Source organism: Paenibacillus terricola (assembly GCF_014779765.1).
In the GTDB taxonomy this organism is placed as follows: domain Bacteria; phylum Bacillota; class Bacilli; order Paenibacillales; family Paenibacillaceae; genus Paenibacillus_T; species Paenibacillus_T terricola.
In genome coordinates, this window is the sequence record NZ_JACXZA010000001.1 from 370,312 (window position 1) to 389,068 (window position 18,757).

Consider the following 18,757-nt stretch of genomic DNA (forward strand, 5'->3'; position numbering starts at 1 on the left):
TCCCGATCAACCGCCAACACTACCGAGCGTTCTCACCATTGAACACACGTAGGAACGACTTCGGTACGTTCGTCTCGAAGCGCATCAATTTATTCGTCTTCGGATGCACGAACTCGAGCGACTTGGCGTGCAGACCGAGCCGGCCAATGGCGCGGGAGCGAGAGCCGTATTTCTTGTCCCCCGCAATCGGATGGCCGATATCCTGCATATGGACGCGAATTTGATTCTTGCGGCCGGTCTCCAGCTGCACTTCTAAGAGCGAGAAGGTACGGCTTGTCTGCAGCGTCTTAAAGTGGGTAACAGCATGCAGACCATCGCCGGTGCGGTGGCTGGAATACATCTTCAACGTACTGCTTTCCTTCAGCCAAGACTCGATCTTGCCGCTTGGCTTCCGCACCAATCCGTCGACGAGCGCGATATAAGCGCGTTCCTTCACCCGCTCCTGCCACTCGTTCTGCAGCGTCTGCTGCGCCTCTTCATTCTTCGCGAACATCATGATGCCGGATGTATCGCGATCGAGCCGATGGACGATGAAGATCCGTTCCTTCGGATCTTGGCTGCGAACATGCGCCATGAGCTGGCGGTAGGCAGTCACCTCATTGTCATTCTCTTTGTCTGCGGAGATCGACAACAGGCCAGCATCCTTGATGACGATAATGATATCGTCATCTTCATGAACGATCGTAAGGCCCGCGAGCGGCGGACGTTCAACGATCCGTTCTTTACTGACTTCGACCTTATCGCCAGGTTTCAATTCATGATTATAGGCGGTAGTCGCAGTGCCGTTCACCGAAATTTGTCCGCGCGCCAGCATCGATTTGATGGTATTGCGCCCGCTGCCGGTTATAGCTTCAAGGATAAAAGGAAGCAGCGTCGTCGCTTCCTTGACCTCATAAGCGCGAGAGACAGGTTTGCCTGTCTGTGCGGCAGCTGCAGGAGCGGAAGCTCCTGAGCCCGGCTTGCAGAGCGGTTTCCTAGTGTTTGCGCCCAGCGGCGGCTTAGCGCCTCTGCCACGGCTGTCGCTGCGGCGATTCGAATCTCCCGGCGATGCAGCGAATGGGCGCTTGGCGGGACGTTGACGATTGTTCATTTTGAATAAAATCCTCCTAGGTATGACTACACGTGTCACGGACAATATCGTGCTTTATCTATCAGTATACCAAAATGCAATACAAACGAGCCAATAAGAATGGGCGCGAAGCGACTCTTCGATCGCTATAATAGGAACCAGTACACCAAATGATCAGGTGTCATGAGCTGAAGGGAGCTTGTATGTTCTCAAACGGCAGGGAATTCTCACGACTAATGTGCAAACGTTTGCGCGCCTAAATCAACTCTTTGTCGATAAGGTGTTTCTCGTCTAACTTCATCTGCTTTCACGGTGATCACCGACTTTAGTCGGGGGGGCTTCCTTATCCTTAAGCTGGTAGGTACTCGGGGTGAAATGTGCTACAATATCGGAAAATAGATAGAAAAGTCGGCGCCTGGACGCTCATGCCTAACGGTATGATACGGCTGTCGATGAGACCCGATAGGAGGCATAATCATATGAGTACATACAAGCTGGTAACACTGGACATGGACGGCACAACGCTGAACGACAGACACGAGGTTAGCGAGGCGACGGCCTATTGGATGAAAAAGGCGATGGAAGCTGGCGTTACGGTCTGCTTCTCGACTGGCAGAGGTCATCGTGAGGTGTTGTCGTATACGGAGCAGCTTGGCATGATGAATGCACCGATGGTAACGGTCAATGGCGGAGAGATTTGGACGAGGCCGCATGTGCTGCACAGGCGCGAACTGCTCGACCCGAATACCATTCGCAATCTGCATAAGCTGGCGATGAAGTACGATGTATGGTTCTGGGCGTATTCAACGAACGGAGAGACCTATAACAAATCCAAGTGGCTAGTGCCTGCGGACTCGTATGCGGCGTATCATTGGCTGAAGTTCGGCTACCATACAGAGGATGACGAGATTCGTGAGGCGATTCTTCATGAAGCAAGAAGCTGGGGAACGCTGGAGATTACGAACTCATCCCCTTGGAATCTGGAGATGAACCCGCTTGGCGTATCGAAGGCTTCGGCGCTTCGGGAGCTGTGTGCAATGCTAGGCATCGACATATCGCAGACGGTGGCGGTCGGCGACAGCCTTAACGATATTGCGGCGATCCGCGAAGCAGGCCTTGGCGTGGCGATGGGCAATGCGCAGGACGAAGTGAAGCAGGCAGCCGATGTTGTCACCTTCTCGAATAATGAGCATGGTGTGGCCGAGGTGCTGCGTAAATATGTACTGAAGGCTGAGGTGCCTTTATGGTCCTAGAGACAATTGGCTGGATCGTCGTCATTGCGCTGTTCCTCGTTGGTATGGCAGGCGCCATCTTCCCGATATTGCCGGGGGTAGTCGCGATATATGCTGCGTTCTTCGTGTATGGGCTGTGCATTAGCTTCTCGCCATTTGGCGTATGGTTCTGGATTATCCAGACGGTCATCTTAATCGTGTTGTTCATCGCTGACTATGCGGTCAATGCGTGGGGCGTCAAGAAGTTCGGCGGCTCCCGCGCGTCTGTCGTCGGCAGTACGATCGGCGTCATTATCGGACCGTTCGTCATTCCGGCGTTCGGTCTTATCCTTGGGCCGTTCCTCGGCGCGCTGCTCGGCGAGTTATATGCGGGCTCTGACATGAACAAGTCCCTCAAAGTCGGTTACGGCTCCGTCGTCGGATTGTTCACAAGCACCGTCGCCAAGTTTATCCTTCAGCTGCTCATGATCATCCTGTTCTTCATTTGGCTCATATAAAATGCAACCTTTTTAACCGATATTGAAGAGGAGTGTTGTCATAATGGTCAAAGTTACGGTATGGAACGAATATTTGCATGAGCATGTTCACGAGGAAGTTCGTCAGGTCTATCCGGATGGCATTCACCAAGCGCTGGCGAAGGGCATTCAGAACGAATCGATCGAAGTTCGGACGGCTACACTTGAACAGCCTGAGCATGGTTTGACACAGGAAGTACTGGCAGATACAGATGTATTGATCTGGTGGGGACATATGGGTCATGATCGTGTGGAAGATTACATCGTTGATCGTGTGCATCAACGCGTTATGGAGGGCATGGGGCTGATCGTTCTGCACTCCGGCCACTTCTCTAAGATTTTCAAAAAACTGATGGGCACAGGCTGCGATCTCAAATGGCGTGAAGCGGGCGAGAAAGAACGCATCTGGGTCGTTAACCCTGCGCATCCAATTGCAGCTGGACTGCCTGAGTACATCACGCTTGAGCATGAGGAAATGTACGGCGAGCACTTCGATATTCCTGCGCCGGATGAGCTCGTATTCGTCAGCTGGTTCGAGGGCGGCGAAGTATTCCGAAGCGGCTGCACGTTCCATCGCGGTCAGGGCAAAATCTTCTACTTCCGTCCAGGTCATGAGACGTATCCGACCTATTACAACCCGCAAGTGCTGCAAGTGATCCGCAACGCGGTTCAATGGGCAGCGCCTTCTTGTGCAGCGGCGCCGGTACGCGGCAATCATCAACCGCTTGAACCAATCGGCGGCAAAGCGTAAGAAACCCTCTATCGCAGCCTATAAGAATTTGTTTTTTTCGAGAAACTCGAAACCTTAAATTCTTATGTGGTAAAATAAAATAACGGTTATTTACATGCAGAAGCAATGACGGCACTGTTCGTCCATCGGCTTCCGGCGTTCAATGCCGGAGCTGTGGATGGATAGTGCCGTTGCTGCTTCTACGCATGTTCAAGAGGTTGTTCAAAAAGTCCGCTTGTGATCACGAAGTGAGACAGGAAGGGTATTCGACGTCGCAGCTTGCGTTCACCTTCGGAGTCCGTAGCCTATGCTTCCGATGCAGGTTTCCGCTGGAAACCTTGTATCATGTATGTTTTGCCTACACTCCGTTCCTCCTGAAGTTATTTGCGATACTGCAGTGTTACTACCTGCGAGCAAATAACAGCTTCGTAAGCATAAGCTTTTCAGGTTCTCGCAATCTTCTCGGTGCTGACAACCGAACTTTTTGAACTCGCACTGCAAGCAATGATGGAGAGGACGAAAACTGACGTTATGCTTAAGAAGGAATCATTAATTAAAGGGACGATTATACTAGCTGCGGCTGCGCTGGTCGCGCGCGTTCTGGGCATCTTCCAGCGGGTTCCGCTCGACTACATGATGGGAACAGGCGGCGGTGCAGCGCTTTCTATTGCCAACAATGTGTATATGTGGCTGCTCGTCATTGCAACGGGCGGCATTCCGAGCGCAATCAGCAAGATGGTATCCGAACGCCATGCGCTCGGCAAGGCAGGGGAGGCGCAGCGAGTTTACAAAGCTGCGTTGTTGTTCGGCGTCATTACTGGCGCTGTGCTTGCGCTTCTGTTGTATGTGATCGCGCCTTGGTACACGCGCCATGTAGCCAAGCTGCCGATGGCGGATGCATCTGTTCAGGCGATTGCGCCAGCACTGTTGTTGTTCCCGACCATTGCGATGATGCGCGGTTACTTCCAGGGTCGGCAGCTGATGGCGGCCGGCGGCATTTCTCAGATCATCGAACAATTTCTGCGGGTGATCGTAGGCGTCGGTCTTGCAGTTTCCGTTGTGGCAGCAGGCTGGGGAGACCGTTGGATTGCAGCTGCGGCCTCATTCGGCAGCTTCATCGGCGGCATTGGCGCATTGTGCGTCATGATCTGGTACGGGCGTAAGCTTGGCAGACAGGATGCGGCGGAGGTTCGTGCAGGGCGTCTGCGGTTCGAACGCTCCAACCTGTCGTTCAAATCGATCTATAAAGAAATATTCATGATGTCACTGCCAATTGTCGTAACAGCAATGACTGTCAACCTGGTTTATATGTTCGATACCTCGTTCCTCATTCGATTGAGCGGAGACTTCTATACCGAATTGACAGCCAAGCATGCGCTCGATGCGTTTGGCTTAAGGGCAATTTCCATTGCGGGTATCCCGCCGATTCTAGCGATCGCGCTTAGCTCGTCCATTATTCCGGTTATTTCAACAGCCTTTGCGAAGCGGGATATGAATGAGGTGCAGCGTCAATCGTCGCTCGTGATGCGAATTGTAGTCTTCACCGGTGTGCCTGCAGCAATCATTCTTTCGGTTGCGGCTTATTCGGTAACAGGACTCCTATTCAAAACAGAATCGGGCAGCGGCATCGTCGCAGCGCTGACCGCCGGCACGATATTCCAGATCTCGATGATGACGAGCAACTCGATTCTTTACGGCTTCGGCAAGCCGAGAACGCCGATGTACAATACGCTCATCGGACTCGCCATCAAGCTTATCGGCAGTATTGCACTTGCGCCTGTTATGGGCTTGTACGGCTTTATCGTTGCATCGACGCTCTGCTTTATCGTTGTTACGCTGCTCAATCTTCGCTCCATTCGGCAGGTCGTACCGCTTCAGACGCTGGGCGGACGCTGGGCTGGCTATCTGATCACAGTGATCGTAACTGGAGCTGCAGGATTTGGCGCGGACTATGGTGTTCGAGCTTTGCTTCTTGACGCATTGCCGGACAAGATCGTTTACTTCCTCGGCTGCTGTGCTGCCGGTGTAGCAGCTGGTGTCCTGTATGTTGTTCTGCTCGTGCTGCTGCGCGTCGTGCAGCCTGCAGATGTGCGCTCGTTCCCAGGACCGCTTCGCAAGCTCTTCGGACCGCTCATGCGGCTTGCGCCATCCGCTCAGCGGGGTTAACGGTCTTCAATAGTAGCTATCTAATAAGGTGGGGGTCCAAGTTGGCCTCCATCTTTTTTTACGCTATATTTCAATCAATTGTAATAAGAAAATTCGCCTGAGATGGTCAGAATTGTGTATATTATTTTTGCGGCATATTTGCGGTATATTGATACTTAATGCTTATTGCTATGATTGGGAGGATACAGCAGTGAGGAACTGGCTAGGCCGATTGAACACGCTCCGCAATCAAATTTTTCTTGGTTTCATGCTTGTAATGGTTATTGTACTGGCTTCTGCCGGATTGTTTACCTATGATCAAGTTTCCGTGCTGCTGCGCAACAATGCGGAGAAGCACATTCAACAGACAGCGGTACAGGCATCTGGCAAGCTTGACGAGCTGCTGCGCCAGATCGAGACTTTTACCGCTCAAGTTACGACGGACGGAACAATCCAACGGCTGATGATGAAGGAGCTTCAAGGGCAGCGGATCAGCTTCGAGGAACGGCAGTTGATGCAGCAGGTGGTACGCAAGCAGGAGGCCTATTCGACAGGGATACGTTCGGTTGAGCTGTACACGAATGATTATCGGATGTTGTTCCCGCTTACCGATGTCACGCTGCTCGATCGCGTATCGCCGGATTGGATTGGCCGAGCGAATCGTGATAAGGGACAGCTTATCTGGTATGGCGTGGACCCCAAATATCCAGGCGTTCTCGTTGCGATGAGGCAGGTTCGGCTGATCGACCGTTCGTTCACAGCATCGGGGTATTTGATGGTGCAGGTTGACAGAAAATATTTTGAGCTGACCGATACGGACAAGGATAGCGGCGATAACGATGACTCTCGGGAAGCCATGGGACTTATTGACGATAAAGGGAAGGTCATTGCGTCCGACTTCTCGTCCGATGTGGATGTGGATTCCATCCTGCTGCAAAATCAATCATCCGTAGTCATGAATGGGAAACCTTATATTGTTGTGCAGAAGCGATCCGAGCTGACAGGTTGGCGCATTCTTATTCTGACGCCGTCCGAATATGCGACGGAGGGCATCGCCGTACTGCGAACGGCTGTAATTGTTTCAGGTGCAGTTGGCGGACTTCTGTTCCTTGTTTTAACGTTTATTTTATCCATTATGATTACGCGTCCGATTCTCCGACTTATACGTGCGATGAGGGGGGCGAAATTCGGTACGCTTAAGCCAATCCCCGTCACATCATCAACGATGGAGATCAACGAGCTGAATAATACGTATAACCAAATGGTTGTCTCCTTGAACGAGATGATTGAAGTCGTTTATGAGAAGGAGATTATCCAGAGCAAGGCGGAGCTAAAGGCGCTGCAGGCGCAAATCAATCCGCATTTTCTATTCAATACGCTGGAAGCTTTCTATTGGGCTCTTGAGGATAAGGACGAAGAGGAGTTAGCGCAATTGGTTGTTGCGATGTCAGGCCTATTCCGATATGTCATCTCTCGTGCGGATGAGGATGAATGGGTAACGGTCGGGGATGAGTTAGACCATGCGGAACGTTATCTTAAGCTTATGGTTATGCGGATGATGGACAGGCTGTCCTGGTCGATTGAGGTTGACGAATCTTACCGGAGGGTGCCGATTCCGAAGCTGCTTATTCAGCCTTTAGTGGAGAATGCGATATTGCATGGCGTCGAGCAGCGGCTTGGCCCGGGTGCAGTCACATTGCGAGTAGGAGCTTCGGCCCGTGAAGGCTATACGCGGATTGAGGTAATTGATAACGGACCAGGCATGGACGCGGATAAAATCCACTCGCTATATGCGGCAATGGAGCAGGGGCGGAACCAAACGTCAGCCAAAGGAACTGGCGTCGGGGTCGCGAATGTACAGAAGCGGCTGAAGCTCTATTACGAGTCGGAGACAGAAGGCCTAGATATTCGAAGCGAGGTCGGACATGGAACGACAATGGCATTCGAGATTCCAGATGATATATGGGCGTTAAAATGATGAACGCACTAGACGAGGTGGAACGACATGAAGACGATATTGATTGCCGATGACGAGCCAAGAACGAGGGAAGGGATACGCAAGGTACTTGAGGCATGGTCGGCTGGCCGCCACCGTATTGTAGTGACAGCCAGCGGCGTCGAAGCGCTCGCATGGCTGGAGAATAATGAAGCAAGCCTGCTCATAACAGACATTCGAATGCCGGAGCTCGGCGGACTGGAGCTGGTTGAGAAACTGAAGGCAATGCCGCATCCGCCGGTTGTAATTATCATCTCAGGCCATCCGGATTTCAATTATGCACAACGCGCGCTGCAATTCGGCGTTGTGGAATATTTGCTCAAACCGCTGGATAAAGCTAAGCTGGTCGCAGCCGTAGAGATGGCGCTGAAGCGGGAAGAGGAGCTGCACCGGATTGAAAGGATGGAGCGGCTGGTCGATGAGAAGCTGCTGGAGACGGTCGGACAGGAAAAACGGTATAACGTGCAAGTGCAAGAAGCTATCCATTATCTGGATGAGCATCTGCAGGAACCAATTACGATGCGCGATATCGCCGATCATCTTCATCTGAACGCTAGCTACTTCAGCGTGTTGTTCAAGGAACAGACCGGACTTACATTCAGCGAATATTTGACGCGTAGAAGAGTGCAGCGGGCGAAGGAAATGCTGTCGAACTCAGAGCTGACGATCGCAGAAATTGCTGAACGTGTTGGCTACCAGACAGCCAAATATTTCGTCAAAGTGTTCCGTACGATGGAGGATACGAGCCCAGGACAATATCGGAAGAGCGTCTCGCATCGCGATGAGACGATCGAATAAGAACAGCGGATAAGGGGTTGTGAACGTGTTCAAGAGATGGACGGCATTCTTGTTAACCCTGAGCCTCGTATTGATCGTAGCAAGTTGCAGCAGCACAGGAGGCACTGCTGCTAATGTTTCGCCTGAAAACGGTTCCAAGACTACGATCACTTTCATGCACCTATGGCCGAGTGATATTGCGGCAGGCCAGAATCGGATCGTCAATCAGATTGTCGATGACTACGAGAAAGAGCATCCGAATGTCAGGATTAAGCAGGATGTGCTTGATAATGAGCAGTACAAGAACAAGCTGAAGGTGTTGTCAGCCACTAATAAATTGGCGGATGTCGGCGTCACATGGGCGGCTGGATTCTTGCAGCCGTATGTCGACGGAAACCTCTTCACGCCTGTGGATGATCTGCTGAGCGGCGAGCTGAAGGATAAGTTCGTAGCAGGCACCACGGAAGCCTACGCCATCGACGGAAAGACATATGCGCTGCCTCTGGAGTTCAACATTGCACCCGTCTATTACAACAAAGCGATCTTCGAGAAATATAATTTGGCAACGCCGCAAACGTATGATGAGCTGAAGCAGGTAGTGAAGACGCTGGCTGACAATGGCGTAGCACCCATCTCGCTTGGCAACAAGGACCGCTGGATGGGTTCACTCTGGTACATGTACCTGGCAGACCGCTATGCAGGCCAAGAGGCGCTGGCCGACGCTATTAATGGGACAGGGTCCTTCATGAACGAAGGTCTCTTGAAAGCGGCAAGCGAAGTGCAATCACTTGTCGACAGCCATGCATTCGTGAAAGGCTTCAATGGCTTATCGAACGAGGAAGCTAAGACCGAATTTCTGAACGGCAAAGCTGCGATGTTCTTGACAGGGACATGGGAGCTGCCGAACTTCACGACGAACAAGGATATTCCGCAGCAATTCCGTGACAGTGTCGGCTTCTTCAAGTTCCCTGCGGTCGCAGGTGGCAAGGGCAATGAGAACAGTTGGGTAGGCGGACCGGGCGTCGGATTGTTCGTTGCGGAGAACTCTAGCGTGAAGGCAGAGGCAAAGAAATTCGTAGAATATTTTATTGCCAAATGGGGTGAGCAATCGGTTACGGGAGCTGGCGTCATTCCGGCGACGAAGGTGGATACCTCGAAGCTTGAGCTGCCTCAGCTGTATATTGATCTGCTGCATGAAACGAACCAAGCCAGCAGCATCACCTTATTCGCCGACGTTCAGATGAAAGCGAATGCGGCAGAGAAGCATCTAAATCAGATTCAAGCGCTGTTCGGCAAAGCGACAACGCCGAAGAAATTCTCGCAGGCACATGACGCAGCGATCAAGCGGGGCGATTAATAGATCTAGACAATCGTATGAATGCTGAAGGCAGGAAGAGCCGCCCCGACGAGTCAATTGACTGAAGGGACGGCTCTTTTGTTACTTGCAGATCCGTTTATCGGATTCAATTATGCTATTGCGGATTTGTCGTCCAAATGCCTGCTGCTTTCACGAACACGCGCGGCGGCAGTTTCAAGGTTGCAAGCGCAAGCTCGGCAACATCCTCCGGCTGCATCATACGGTCTTCGTCGCCGATCTTGAGACCGGCGTTGACGGCAAGCTCCGTGTTAACCGTGCTTGGCGTAAGGGCAGTCACGCGAATGTTGAATTTGCGAACCTCTTGCAGCAGCGATTCCGTGAGGCCGAGAACGGCGAACTTCGATGCGCAGTAGGCGGAGCCTGTCGCGAAGCCGCGCTCGCCGGCCGTAGAAGCAACGTTGATGATGCTGCCGCTATTTTGCGCAATCATTGTTGGCAGAACGGCACGGGATACATGATAAGTACCCATCAGGTTTACTTGAATGATCCGTTCCCACTCTGCAGGGGGCATATCGACGAGCGTGCCGAACTGAGCGATGCCCGCGTTGTTGATTAGAATATCGATCGATCCTAGCTGCTCTTTAAGCGAAGCAACGGCTGCTTCAACCTCAGAAGCGTTAGAGACATCGGCTGCCGCAATATAAGCGCGAATGCCATATGTTTGGGTAAGCGATGCTTGAAGCGCTTCTAGATCGCTGCTGCTGCGGGCGATAAGTCCGACATGTACGCCTTCCTTCGCCAGCAGCTCTGCGATCGCTTTGCCAATGCCTTTGCCAGCCCCAGTTATGATAGCTGTTTGGTTATTAAGTTTCATGATGATCTCTCCTATTTTGTTTTTTCATTTTTTATTTTTGCTGGTTTCGTTTATTCTATAACATAAATGCGCCAAGGATAAGAACGTACTTCATTGTAACATGGTTTCCTACAGGTAACCTTGACGTAAGGGAAGGAGATGCGAATGCGAGATTTAAGACAGGAGATAAAGGCAAAAATCGAGAAACAACAGTTCAATTGCGAGAAAGAGCTGACGTTGTCCATCATCAGCGGCAAATGGAAGGTTGTCATCATTTATCATCTTGGGGTAGATGGGCCGTTTCGGTTCAATGCGATTCAGAAGCTGTTCCCGCGAATATCCCACAAAGTGCTGGCGAATCAGCTGCGAGAACTGGAGGAGGACGGCATCGTCCATCGTCAGGTGTATCACGAGGTCGTACCGATTCAAGTAGAATATTCGCTTACTCCGCTCGGCGAAACGCTGCTGCCGATTGTGCTCATGATGTACGACTGGGGCAAGAAGCGGATGGAGGATTTGAAGGTGTAAAATAAAATGCCGCAGGCTCGTGCCTGCGGCATTTGTTGGTGTTACATACTGCTACGCCTTCCGAGGCTGCGAGTCTGCAGGAAGCTGTACGTAGAACGATGTCTTGTCGTTCGGCACGCTCTTGGCGTAGATACGGCCTTTGGACTGCTCGACGATCGTCTTTGCAATGGCAAGGCCAAGGCCATAGCCGCCATTCTGGCGGGAGCGCGAGGCATCGACTCGGTAGAATCGGTCGAAGATTCGTGCAAGATGCTCCTGTGGGATCCCTTCCCCCGTATTGGTGACGCTCAGCAGAAGATCGTGGCCCTGCTTCTTCAAAGTCAGGCTGATGGAGCCAGAAGCATTCGTGTACTTCATGGCATTGTCGAGCAGGATGAGAATGACCTGCTTCATCTGCTCGCTGCTGCCTCTTGTGTATAAGTCCGGCACGATGTCGTAGCTGAGCTCTATATTTTTCTCGAAAATAACGGCTTCGAGCGTCAGAATAACACTTTCGACTGCCTCGCTCATATTGAAGGACGTGGAGATGATGTTCTCGCGTGCGTCCTCCATTTGGGTCAAATAGAGAAGATCGCTCGTCAGCGTCCGCATCCGCTCGGTCTCCGACTTGATATGCTGAAGCCACTTCTCCTGCGTCCGAATGAGATCATCGCTGTTGGCCAGCAGTACATCTGCATTCGTATTAATGACCGCGAGCGGTGTGCGCAGCTCATGGGAAGCGTCAGCGATGAAACGCTGCTGCTTATCGAACGCTTCCTTGACGGGTGCAATCGAGCGATTCGCGAAATAGCGGCTTGTAAAGTAAATGACAATAAGCATGATGAGACCAACAGCAAGGAACGTATACAACAGATTCCGAAGGAACTTGTACGAGTTCGTTACATCCAGGAACACGATGGAATATCCGTCCATTGTATTGTCCACATTATAAGCCCACCGGTTGCCGTCCAGGGTGAAGTTGCCTCGAGTGGCGTCACTGGACGCGGCATGTTGAACGGCAAGCTTGTAGAAATCTTCGTCCATATCGTAGCGGGAGTCTGTCTTCGTTATGCTCCAATTGGCATCCGTATTGATGGAGAACGATACGGAACGTTCAGGTGGAGGACCGGACTTGACGCCACCTACACCAGCGCCAATGCCGCCATTAGGCGCATTCAGCTCACTGCCTTGGTCCTTGGGCCAATGGTTATTGCCGCCGAACTTGCCGCCTTCGTTCATCCCGCCGGATTTGCGATAAAATTCAGATACCTGCATCAAATCATCATTAATCGACTTATGGTTGTTCTGATAGGTAATCGTATAAATCGTCGAGAAGGCCACAATCATGATGAGGCTAATAATCACCATGTTCACAATAAGCAGCCGGTTGCGCAGCCGATTGAACATTAGGAAGTCTCCTCCAGTACGTAGCCAACGCCTCGGATCGTCGAAATCCGGACCGAAGATTGCAGGAACGTCAATTTTTTGCGCAGGAATGAAATGTACACCTCTACGTTGTTATGCTCCACCTCTGAATCAAATCCCCACAGCTTCTCAATAATGAGCTCCTTGGACGTAATCGCCGTTTTCCTCAGAACGAGCAGTTCCATCAGCTCGCATTCCTTCAGGATCAGCTTCATTTCCTTGCCGCTGCACGTCAGTTTCAGATTGGCTGTGTTGAGCTCCAGATCGCCGAACTTCAAGCTGTCGTCCGGTACAACTTCGCCTCTTCTTCTTAATACCGCCCGAATGCGAGCCAGCAGCTCGCCTGTCGAGAATGGCTTGGCCACATAATCGTCTGCCCCATAGTCGAGACCGGAGATTTTATCGTGCTCTTCGCCTTTAGCAGTCAGCAGGATGACGGGGATGGCAATGCCTTCAGTGCGAAGTTCCTTCAGTACGCTGATGCCATCCATCTTCGGCAGCATAATGTCGAGCAATACCAGATCGTAGATGCCGCTGAGCGCGTTATCGAGTCCCGATTGACCGTCGTGGACGATATCAACGGAATAATTATTTTTCTTTAGAATTTGGGACAAGGCTTCGGCAAGGTTAACCTCATCCTCAACAATTAAAATTCGCATGAAATTTCCTCTTTTCTTGGTCGTGTAGCTATTTGTGTACCTATTATAAGCAGCGAACCTTTAATCAAACTTAACGAGAGGTCGTTCAAAAAGTCCGCTTTTGACCACATAAGAATTTGTTCTTTCGAGTCTCTCGAAAGAACAAATTCTTATTGGCGATAAAACCTACCTCTAAAAGCGGTCGCTCATCTTCGAAAGGCCATGATAGAGGTTTTCTCATCACGAAGCATCATCACAAGATGTAGATTCGGCGTCGAATCTTGGATGAAGCAGAGACTTCCGGTTCTCACGTAGCACTACACTACGCTCCGATCCTCATTCCCTGCTTGCTCCAACCTTCTCGGTGCTGAAAACCGAACTTTTTGAACTTTCATTTAACTGAAGTCCGCTCCAAATATTTAAGATTCGTTAAAGGTTACCGTCCTAAGATACAGTCATGAACAGGCGATGCAAGTCAAGATGCACGAATGACAGGGGGCAACGAAGATGACTATTGAAGTATTCAATCGGTACGAAAGTAAGTATCTGATGGACAGCCAGTCTTTTCAAGACATTTATAACCGGCTGCTTCAATATATGGACCTTGATGAGTACAACCAGAACAATCAGTTCTATACCATTAGCAACATTTATTACGATACACCGCAGCACTCCATTATTCGCAACAGCCTCTCCAAGCCGAAGTACCGCGAGAAGCTGAGAGTTCGGGCTTACGGTGTTCCGAAGCAGGATGCCAAGGTTTATGTGGAGTTGAAGAAAAAAGTGTATGGCCTCGTCAACAAACGAAGGACGGCAATGAAGCTGAATGAAGCGTATGAGTTCGTGCGGACGGGAGTTGCGCCGGAGTTTATGCCTTATATGAACAAGCAGGTCATTCATGAAATTCAATATTTCCTTCAGCGTTATGAGCTGCAGCCGGCTGTGTATCTGGCGTATGACCGAATTGCGATGTTCTGCAGAGGCAATCGGGATCTACGGATTACGTTCGACACGAATATTCGTTCAAGACGGGAAGATATAAGGCTGGAGGAGGGCGATCATGGGGAAGCGCTCATGGCGCCAGGCTTGTGGCTGATGGAAGTGAAAGCCGAGAAGACGGTTCCGGTATGGCTGGCTCAGCTGCTGTCCGAGCTGCGCATGTTTCGGACGGGCTTCTCCAAATACGGCAACGAATACCGCATGAATATACGCAATGAACAACAAATAAAGGAGCGACTTCAACTATGTTAGATTCACTATTCTCAACAACGGCAGCATCGGTGACGGAATTATCGCTGGGCGATGCGCTGCTGACGCTATTTCTATCCTTCGCCCTAGGCGGAATGATTAGCTTCACTTATATGAAGACGCAAGCGACCTATACGCAAAATTTTGCGCTCACTATGATTGTGCTGCCTACGATCGTGGCTATTATCATCCTGTTAATCGGCAGTAATATCGCACGAGCGTTCAGCTTAGCGGGGGCTTTCTCCATTATCCGTTTCCGAAGTGCTCCTGGCGATCCGAAGGATATCGCATTCGTTCTATTCACGATGGCTGCCGGCCTGGCTTGCGGCGTCGGCGCTTATGGTTATGCTGTATTGTTCACTGTCGTTCTCTGCTTATTAATGTTCTTCCTTAAAGCTATTAGGTTCGGAGCGAAGACATCAACACAGAAACTGCTGAAAGTAACGATCCCGGAAAACCTCAATTATGAACGTACGTTTGATGAGATCTTTAACATCTTCAGCGTGAAATATGAACTGAAGAAAGTGAAAACGACCGAGCTGGGCAGCTTGTATGAGCTTGTGTATGCGATCACGATCGATCCGGACACGGATCAGAAAGAGTTTCTCGATGCCATTCGGGTTAGAAACGGCAATCTGGATATCTCGTTAACGATGACGCCAACCTCCATTGAATATTAAACAAAATCATAACTAGGCTTATTCACCAATAGAAGGGAAGAGATTCTATGTTAAACAAGAACAAAAAGAAGTTATCCAAGCTGGCAGTTATAGCACTTTGCACGGCCATGCTAGCTGCTTGCAGCAGCAATCAGACGGCTTCAACGAGTACGGGCAGCACAAGCACGAGTAACGCGGCGGCAGTAACAACCGCATCCGCTGCTGTCCAGACCGCAAGTTATGATTTGAGCGGCAAGGTGGAATACGACGAGGACGATGCGTATACCGATTGGAATGCATCGGAAGCAACAACGATCAAGCTGAATGGTACGACTGCGACTATCGAAGGAACGGGCGCGGAAGCAGCGGGTGGGAAGATTTCTATAACAGCAGCCGGTACGTATGTGGTGAGCGGCAAGCTGGATGAAGGGCAGATCGCAGTGAATGTTGCGGATAAAGGCGTCGTTCGATTGGTTCTGAACGGGGCGGAAATTAATTACAGCAAAAGCTCGCCGATTTACATAGAGGAGGCGGGGAAACTTATTCTGTCGCTGCCTGAAGGCACGAACAATGTCGTGTCGGACGGTGCGGAATATGAGTTCGCGGACGCTTCGACGGATGAGCCGAATGCAGCTATTTTCAGCAAAGATGATATGACGATTAACGGAACTGGCAAGCTGACGGTGCAAGCGAACTACAATAACGGAATTACGAGTAAGGATAAGCTGAAGATTACGGGCGGCACGTTCGAGATTCATGCGGCAGATGATGCGGTAATGGGACGCGATCTGGTTGCGGTGAAGGATGGACAGTTCGTCATCGACGCGAAGGGTCATGGCATCAAAACAACGAATGATACAGAAGGAGACGAGGGCCTCATTGCGCTGGATGGCGGCAGCTACAGCATTGAATCGGGTAAAGATGGGCTGCACAGCACCGGCGGCATAGCAATTTCCAATGGCGATTACCATATTGCGGCTGGCGATGACGGCATCCATTCGGATATCGCTCTACTGATTGCAGGCGGTACGATCGACATTACGCAGAGCTACGAAGGACTTGAAGCAAGCAGCATTACGATTGCAGGCGGAGAAACTCATGTCGCAGCAAGCGATGATGGCGTGAATGCTGCGAGCGGCAGCAGCGACACTGAAGGTACGGAAGGCGGCGGAGCGCAGGGCGGTGCACCGCAAGGAGATATGCCGCAAGATGGAGCAGCACCAGCAGATATGCCTCAGGATGGGACAGCGCCAGCAGATATGGCACAAGGCGGGGGCGGTGGATCTCGCGGCGGCGGTATGCCTGGAGGAGAAGGATCTTCGAACAACACGCTCACCATTACCGGCGGTTATCTGAGTGTGGATGCACAAGGCGACGGTCTGGATGCGAACGGCAGCATCACGATGTCAGGCGGTACGGTTGTCGTTAACGGTCCAACGATGAATGGCAATGGCGCGCTTGATTACGACAGCACCTTCAATATGACAGGCGGCGTGCTCATTGCGGCAGGAAGCTCAGGCATGGTACAGGCAGCGTCCGACAGCTCGACGCAGGCGGGAATTCTGATGACGTATCCGCAGACGCAGCAGGCAGGGACACTCATTCATCTGGAAGATGATGCTGGTAACGCGATCGCCACGTTTGCCCCTTCGAAAAACTATCAGGCGGTCTACATTAGCTCGCCGGATATGAAGAAAGATACTGCTTATACCCTTTACTCGGGCGGCACTTCGAATGGTGCCGAGACGGACGGCCTCTATGACGGCGGCGTATACAGCGGCGGAACGAAAGTCGTATCGTTCACAGCCTCCTCAACCATTACGTGGGTCAATGAATCGGGCGTAACCGAAGCTTCCAGCGGATTCGGCGGCGGATTTGGCGGAGGCGGCAGAGGTCGCGGCGGAGATCGTCAAACAACTGGAACACAATCCTAGATTCCTACCATATGCTTCCTTCCTATGATAGAATGATAGAGCAATCTATTTCTATCATTTGGAAGGGGCATATTTGTGCATAAGTGGAAGTTGTTCTCGATGAAACGCTTATCGGTTGTTCTGCTTGCAGCAGTCGTCGTTATTATCGCAGGCTGCCAGGCCGTCTCCGGCATCGATCTGAACCGTGTGCTGTTGAACAGCCTGAAGGTGCAGACGATGGAAAGCAAGAGTTCGATTTCGTTCCAGCTGCTTCGTAATGAAACGGCGGACATCGAAGATGATTTTTCGGATGAATCCGATGAGCTGCTATCGCTCTTATCGAATATGACGCTGCAAGTCGATGAGGCGAAGCAGCAGGATAGCGAACATATGTCGATGAAAGGAGCCCTGAAGTTCGACGATCTGTCGATCGGTTATTCGCTTATCGTTGATGGTGATACTGCACTGATGACGATAGAGGGTGCCAGCCGTCCGTTCCTGTTTGATATGACGGGAGAGGATATTATGGACTCCTACCTATATGGCACGGAGGTGGAAGACTTAGGCCCGGATACGGCTGCTGCCTCTTGGTCTGATGAGCCATCGCTGATGGATTTCGGATACAAGGTGCTGGACCAGGTTGGCGGTTACTTCATCGATAAAATGCCGAATCCAAAGGACTTGTCGGTTGATCCGCTCGTAACGGAGAAGGTTAATGGGGAGTCGCTAACGCTTGCGCATTTGAATGTGAAGCTTGATGCTGTGCAGGCGTGGGGATGGGTTCAATCGTACCTGGATGCGCTGACGAGTGATCGCGAAGGCCTGCGTACGATGATGAAAGGGGTCGTTGACCTTGTTCTCGCCGATCCTGTGCTGCGGGAAACTATCGCGCTGGACGAGAATGGCGAGGTATACGAGCCAACGGCAGAGGAAATTGATACAACCGTTGATGAGATGATTGATGAACTGACTCAGCTGAACCAGTCCATGGCTGAGTTGGCGAAGGAAGACGAATTCAGCGATATCATTAATAAAAACAGCAGCGTAAAAGCGGATGTGTATGTGGATGCGAAGCTTGATATTCGCAAGCTGTCGCTGGAAGCATCATATAAGCCAGATCCAAGCATGATGGATGAAGAAGAAATGCCGTTTGAAGGCTTTGTACTTCGCTTCAACCAAGAGCGCTGGAATGTGAATGGCGATGTTGTCGCAGACAAAGTGTCGGATAAGCAGAAGCAATCGGCGATCTCGCTGGATACGCTGGAGAGCCAGCAAGGTTACCAAACGCTTCGCCTGTTTAATCCAACATCGGATGCCTACTCCCTGCTGCGCAACAAGCTCCACATCGGCAAGCAGACAGCAGTATGGTCCGTATGGGATGATGACTCACCAGTCATTGTGACAGCCTCGGGCGTAACCATTATTCCGCTTCGCGACGCTGCGACGCAGTTTGGATTGAATCTGTCGGTTGAACGCGACGGCATTCACCTGTTTGACCCGGCAACGAACGCTTCATTGAAAGTGAACAAGGGAAGCAAGAAAGCGATCGTGAATGGTAAAGCAGTCAACTGGTCGTATCCTGTTACAGTCGTTGACGGCATTACTTATGTGCCGGCTCGTGATTTTGCTAAAGCATTTGGTGCATCTGTGAAGTGGTATACTTACGGTGATAACATCAAATATAGTTTTACAATCGAACGCGAAGTCGGATAAACTTAAGGACATATTCGAA

16 protein-coding genes are annotated in these 18,757 nt (G+C 51.1%); 12 read left to right on the forward strand and 4 right to left on the reverse strand.

Features of this window, described 5'->3' with window-relative positions:
* Positions 1 to 19: 19 nt before the first annotated feature.
* The gene (locus tag H8B09_RS01655) at positions 20 to 1,090 is read right to left on the reverse strand and encodes an RluA family pseudouridine synthase (protein ID WP_191201737.1); all 1,071 of its coding nucleotides are present in this window, start codon (positions 1,088 to 1,090) and stop codon (positions 20 to 22) included.
* Between the two features lie 458 nt (positions 1,091 to 1,548).
* Here H8B09_RS01655 and H8B09_RS01660 point away from each other — a divergent pair, with 458 nt between their 5' ends.
* From H8B09_RS01660 to H8B09_RS01690, 7 genes are all read left to right on the forward strand, one after another.
* The gene (locus tag H8B09_RS01660) at positions 1,549 to 2,322 is read left to right on the forward strand and encodes a Cof-type HAD-IIB family hydrolase (protein WP_191201738.1); all 774 of its coding nucleotides are present in this window, start codon (positions 1,549 to 1,551) and stop codon (positions 2,320 to 2,322) included.
* Complete coding sequence (locus H8B09_RS01665) at positions 2,313 to 2,798, forward strand: DUF456 domain-containing protein (RefSeq protein WP_191201739.1); 486 nt, start codon at positions 2,313 to 2,315, stop codon at positions 2,796 to 2,798. The genes H8B09_RS01660 and H8B09_RS01665 overlap by 10 nt, the downstream gene beginning before the upstream one ends.
* Before the next feature lie 43 nt (positions 2,799 to 2,841).
* The gene (locus H8B09_RS01670; RefSeq protein WP_191201740.1) at positions 2,842 to 3,567 is read left to right on the forward strand and encodes a ThuA domain-containing protein; all 726 of its coding nucleotides are present in this window, start codon (positions 2,842 to 2,844) and stop codon (positions 3,565 to 3,567) included.
* Between the two features lie 510 nt (positions 3,568 to 4,077).
* On the forward strand, positions 4,078 to 5,712 hold the full coding sequence (locus H8B09_RS01675) for a putative polysaccharide biosynthesis protein (protein WP_191201741.1): 1,635 nt from the start codon (positions 4,078 to 4,080) through the stop codon (positions 5,710 to 5,712).
* Positions 5,713 to 5,959: 247 nt separating this feature from the next.
* A complete protein-coding gene (locus H8B09_RS01680; RefSeq protein ID WP_191202757.1) occupies positions 5,960 to 7,669 on the forward strand; it encodes a sensor histidine kinase in 1,710 nt (569 codons plus the stop codon).
* 27 nt (positions 7,670 to 7,696) lie between these two features.
* On the forward strand, positions 7,697 to 8,485 hold the full coding sequence (locus H8B09_RS01685; RefSeq protein WP_191201742.1) for a response regulator transcription factor: 789 nt from the start codon (positions 7,697 to 7,699) through the stop codon (positions 8,483 to 8,485).
* Positions 8,486 to 8,510: 25 nt separating this feature from the next.
* Positions 8,511 to 9,821 carry an ABC transporter substrate-binding protein gene (locus tag H8B09_RS01690; protein ID WP_191201743.1) on the forward strand — a complete coding sequence of 437 codons (1,311 nt, stop codon included), beginning with the start codon at positions 8,511 to 8,513 and terminating at the stop codon, positions 9,819 to 9,821.
* Between the two features lie 115 nt (positions 9,822 to 9,936).
* Here H8B09_RS01690 and H8B09_RS01695 read toward each other — a convergent pair whose 3' ends face one another.
* Positions 9,937 to 10,656 (reverse strand): 3-ketoacyl-ACP reductase, encoded by a 720-nt coding sequence (locus H8B09_RS01695; protein WP_191201744.1) that lies wholly within the window; start codon positions 10,654 to 10,656, stop codon positions 9,937 to 9,939.
* A 144-nt stretch (positions 10,657 to 10,800) separates the two neighbouring features.
* On the opposite strand from H8B09_RS01695, the gene H8B09_RS01700 reads away from it, so the two are divergent.
* Positions 10,801 to 11,163 (forward strand): winged helix-turn-helix transcriptional regulator, encoded by a 363-nt coding sequence (locus H8B09_RS01700; protein ID WP_191201745.1) that lies wholly within the window; start codon positions 10,801 to 10,803, stop codon positions 11,161 to 11,163.
* A gap of 51 nt (positions 11,164 to 11,214) precedes the next feature.
* On the opposite strand, the gene H8B09_RS01705 is transcribed toward H8B09_RS01700, so the two are convergent.
* Both H8B09_RS01705 and H8B09_RS01710 read right to left on the reverse strand, forming a co-directional pair.
* A complete protein-coding gene (locus H8B09_RS01705) occupies positions 11,215 to 12,549 on the reverse strand; it encodes a sensor histidine kinase (RefSeq protein ID WP_191201746.1) in 1,335 nt (444 codons plus the stop codon).
* Positions 12,549 to 13,226, reverse strand: coding sequence for a response regulator transcription factor (locus tag H8B09_RS01710; RefSeq protein ID WP_191201747.1), 678 nt, complete (start codon positions 13,224 to 13,226; stop codon positions 12,549 to 12,551). Before H8B09_RS01710 ends, H8B09_RS01705 begins: the two co-directional genes overlap by 1 nt.
* Before the next feature lie 486 nt (positions 13,227 to 13,712).
* On the opposite strand from H8B09_RS01710, the gene H8B09_RS01715 reads away from it, so the two are divergent.
* The 4 genes from H8B09_RS01715 to H8B09_RS30965 all read left to right on the forward strand — a co-directional run bounded on the left by H8B09_RS01715 (position 13,713) and on the right by H8B09_RS30965 (position 18,738).
* Complete coding sequence (locus tag H8B09_RS01715) at positions 13,713 to 14,456, forward strand: polyphosphate polymerase domain-containing protein (RefSeq protein WP_191201748.1); 744 nt, start codon at positions 13,713 to 13,715, stop codon at positions 14,454 to 14,456.
* Positions 14,450 to 15,133, forward strand: a complete 684-nt coding sequence (locus H8B09_RS01720; RefSeq protein ID WP_191201749.1) for a DUF4956 domain-containing protein — start codon at positions 14,450 to 14,452, stop codon at positions 15,131 to 15,133. The genes H8B09_RS01715 and H8B09_RS01720 overlap by 7 nt, the downstream gene beginning before the upstream one ends.
* 47 nt (positions 15,134 to 15,180) lie before the next feature.
* A complete protein-coding gene (locus H8B09_RS01725; RefSeq protein WP_191201750.1) occupies positions 15,181 to 17,046 on the forward strand; it encodes a carbohydrate-binding domain-containing protein in 1,866 nt (621 codons plus the stop codon).
* A 75-nt stretch (positions 17,047 to 17,121) separates the two neighbouring features.
* Entirely contained in the window at positions 17,122 to 18,738 is a 1,617-nt protein-coding gene (locus tag H8B09_RS30965; protein ID WP_318152515.1) for a copper amine oxidase N-terminal domain-containing protein, read from the forward strand.
* The last annotated feature ends 19 nt before the right edge of the window (positions 18,739 to 18,757 follow it).

Excerpts from the sequence above, each read along its gene's own strand:
- H8B09_RS01680 (WP_191202757.1), top strand. The coding sequence starts at position 5,960 with ATGCTTGTAATGGTTATTGTACTGGCTTCTGCCGGATTGTTTACCTAT.
- H8B09_RS01660 (WP_191201738.1), top strand. The coding sequence starts at position 1,549 with ATGAGTACATACAAGCTGGTAACACTGGACATGGACGGCACAACGCTG.
- H8B09_RS01720 (WP_191201749.1), top strand. The coding sequence starts at position 14,450 with ATGTTAGATTCACTATTCTCAACAACGGCAGCATCGGTGACGGAATTA.
- H8B09_RS01685 (WP_191201742.1), top strand. The coding sequence starts at position 7,697 with ATGAAGACGATATTGATTGCCGATGACGAGCCAAGAACGAGGGAAGGG.
- H8B09_RS01710 (WP_191201747.1), bottom strand. The coding sequence starts at position 13,226 with ATGCGAATTTTAATTGTTGAGGATGAGGTTAACCTTGCCGAAGCCTTG.
- H8B09_RS01725 (WP_191201750.1), top strand. The coding sequence starts at position 15,181 with ATGTTAAACAAGAACAAAAAGAAGTTATCCAAGCTGGCAGTTATAGCA.
- H8B09_RS01655 (WP_191201737.1), bottom strand. The coding sequence starts at position 1,090 with ATGAACAATCGTCAACGTCCCGCCAAGCGCCCATTCGCTGCATCGCCG.
- H8B09_RS01665 (WP_191201739.1), top strand. The coding sequence starts at position 2,313 with ATGGTCCTAGAGACAATTGGCTGGATCGTCGTCATTGCGCTGTTCCTC.
- H8B09_RS01705 (WP_191201746.1), bottom strand. The coding sequence starts at position 12,549 with ATGTTCAATCGGCTGCGCAACCGGCTGCTTATTGTGAACATGGTGATT.
- H8B09_RS01675 (WP_191201741.1), top strand. The coding sequence starts at position 4,078 with ATGCTTAAGAAGGAATCATTAATTAAAGGGACGATTATACTAGCTGCG.
- H8B09_RS01670 (WP_191201740.1), top strand. The coding sequence starts at position 2,842 with ATGGTCAAAGTTACGGTATGGAACGAATATTTGCATGAGCATGTTCAC.
- H8B09_RS01700 (WP_191201745.1), top strand. The coding sequence starts at position 10,801 with ATGCGAGATTTAAGACAGGAGATAAAGGCAAAAATCGAGAAACAACAG.
- H8B09_RS01695 (WP_191201744.1), bottom strand. The coding sequence starts at position 10,656 with ATGAAACTTAATAACCAAACAGCTATCATAACTGGGGCTGGCAAAGGC.
- H8B09_RS01715 (WP_191201748.1), top strand. The coding sequence starts at position 13,713 with ATGACTATTGAAGTATTCAATCGGTACGAAAGTAAGTATCTGATGGAC.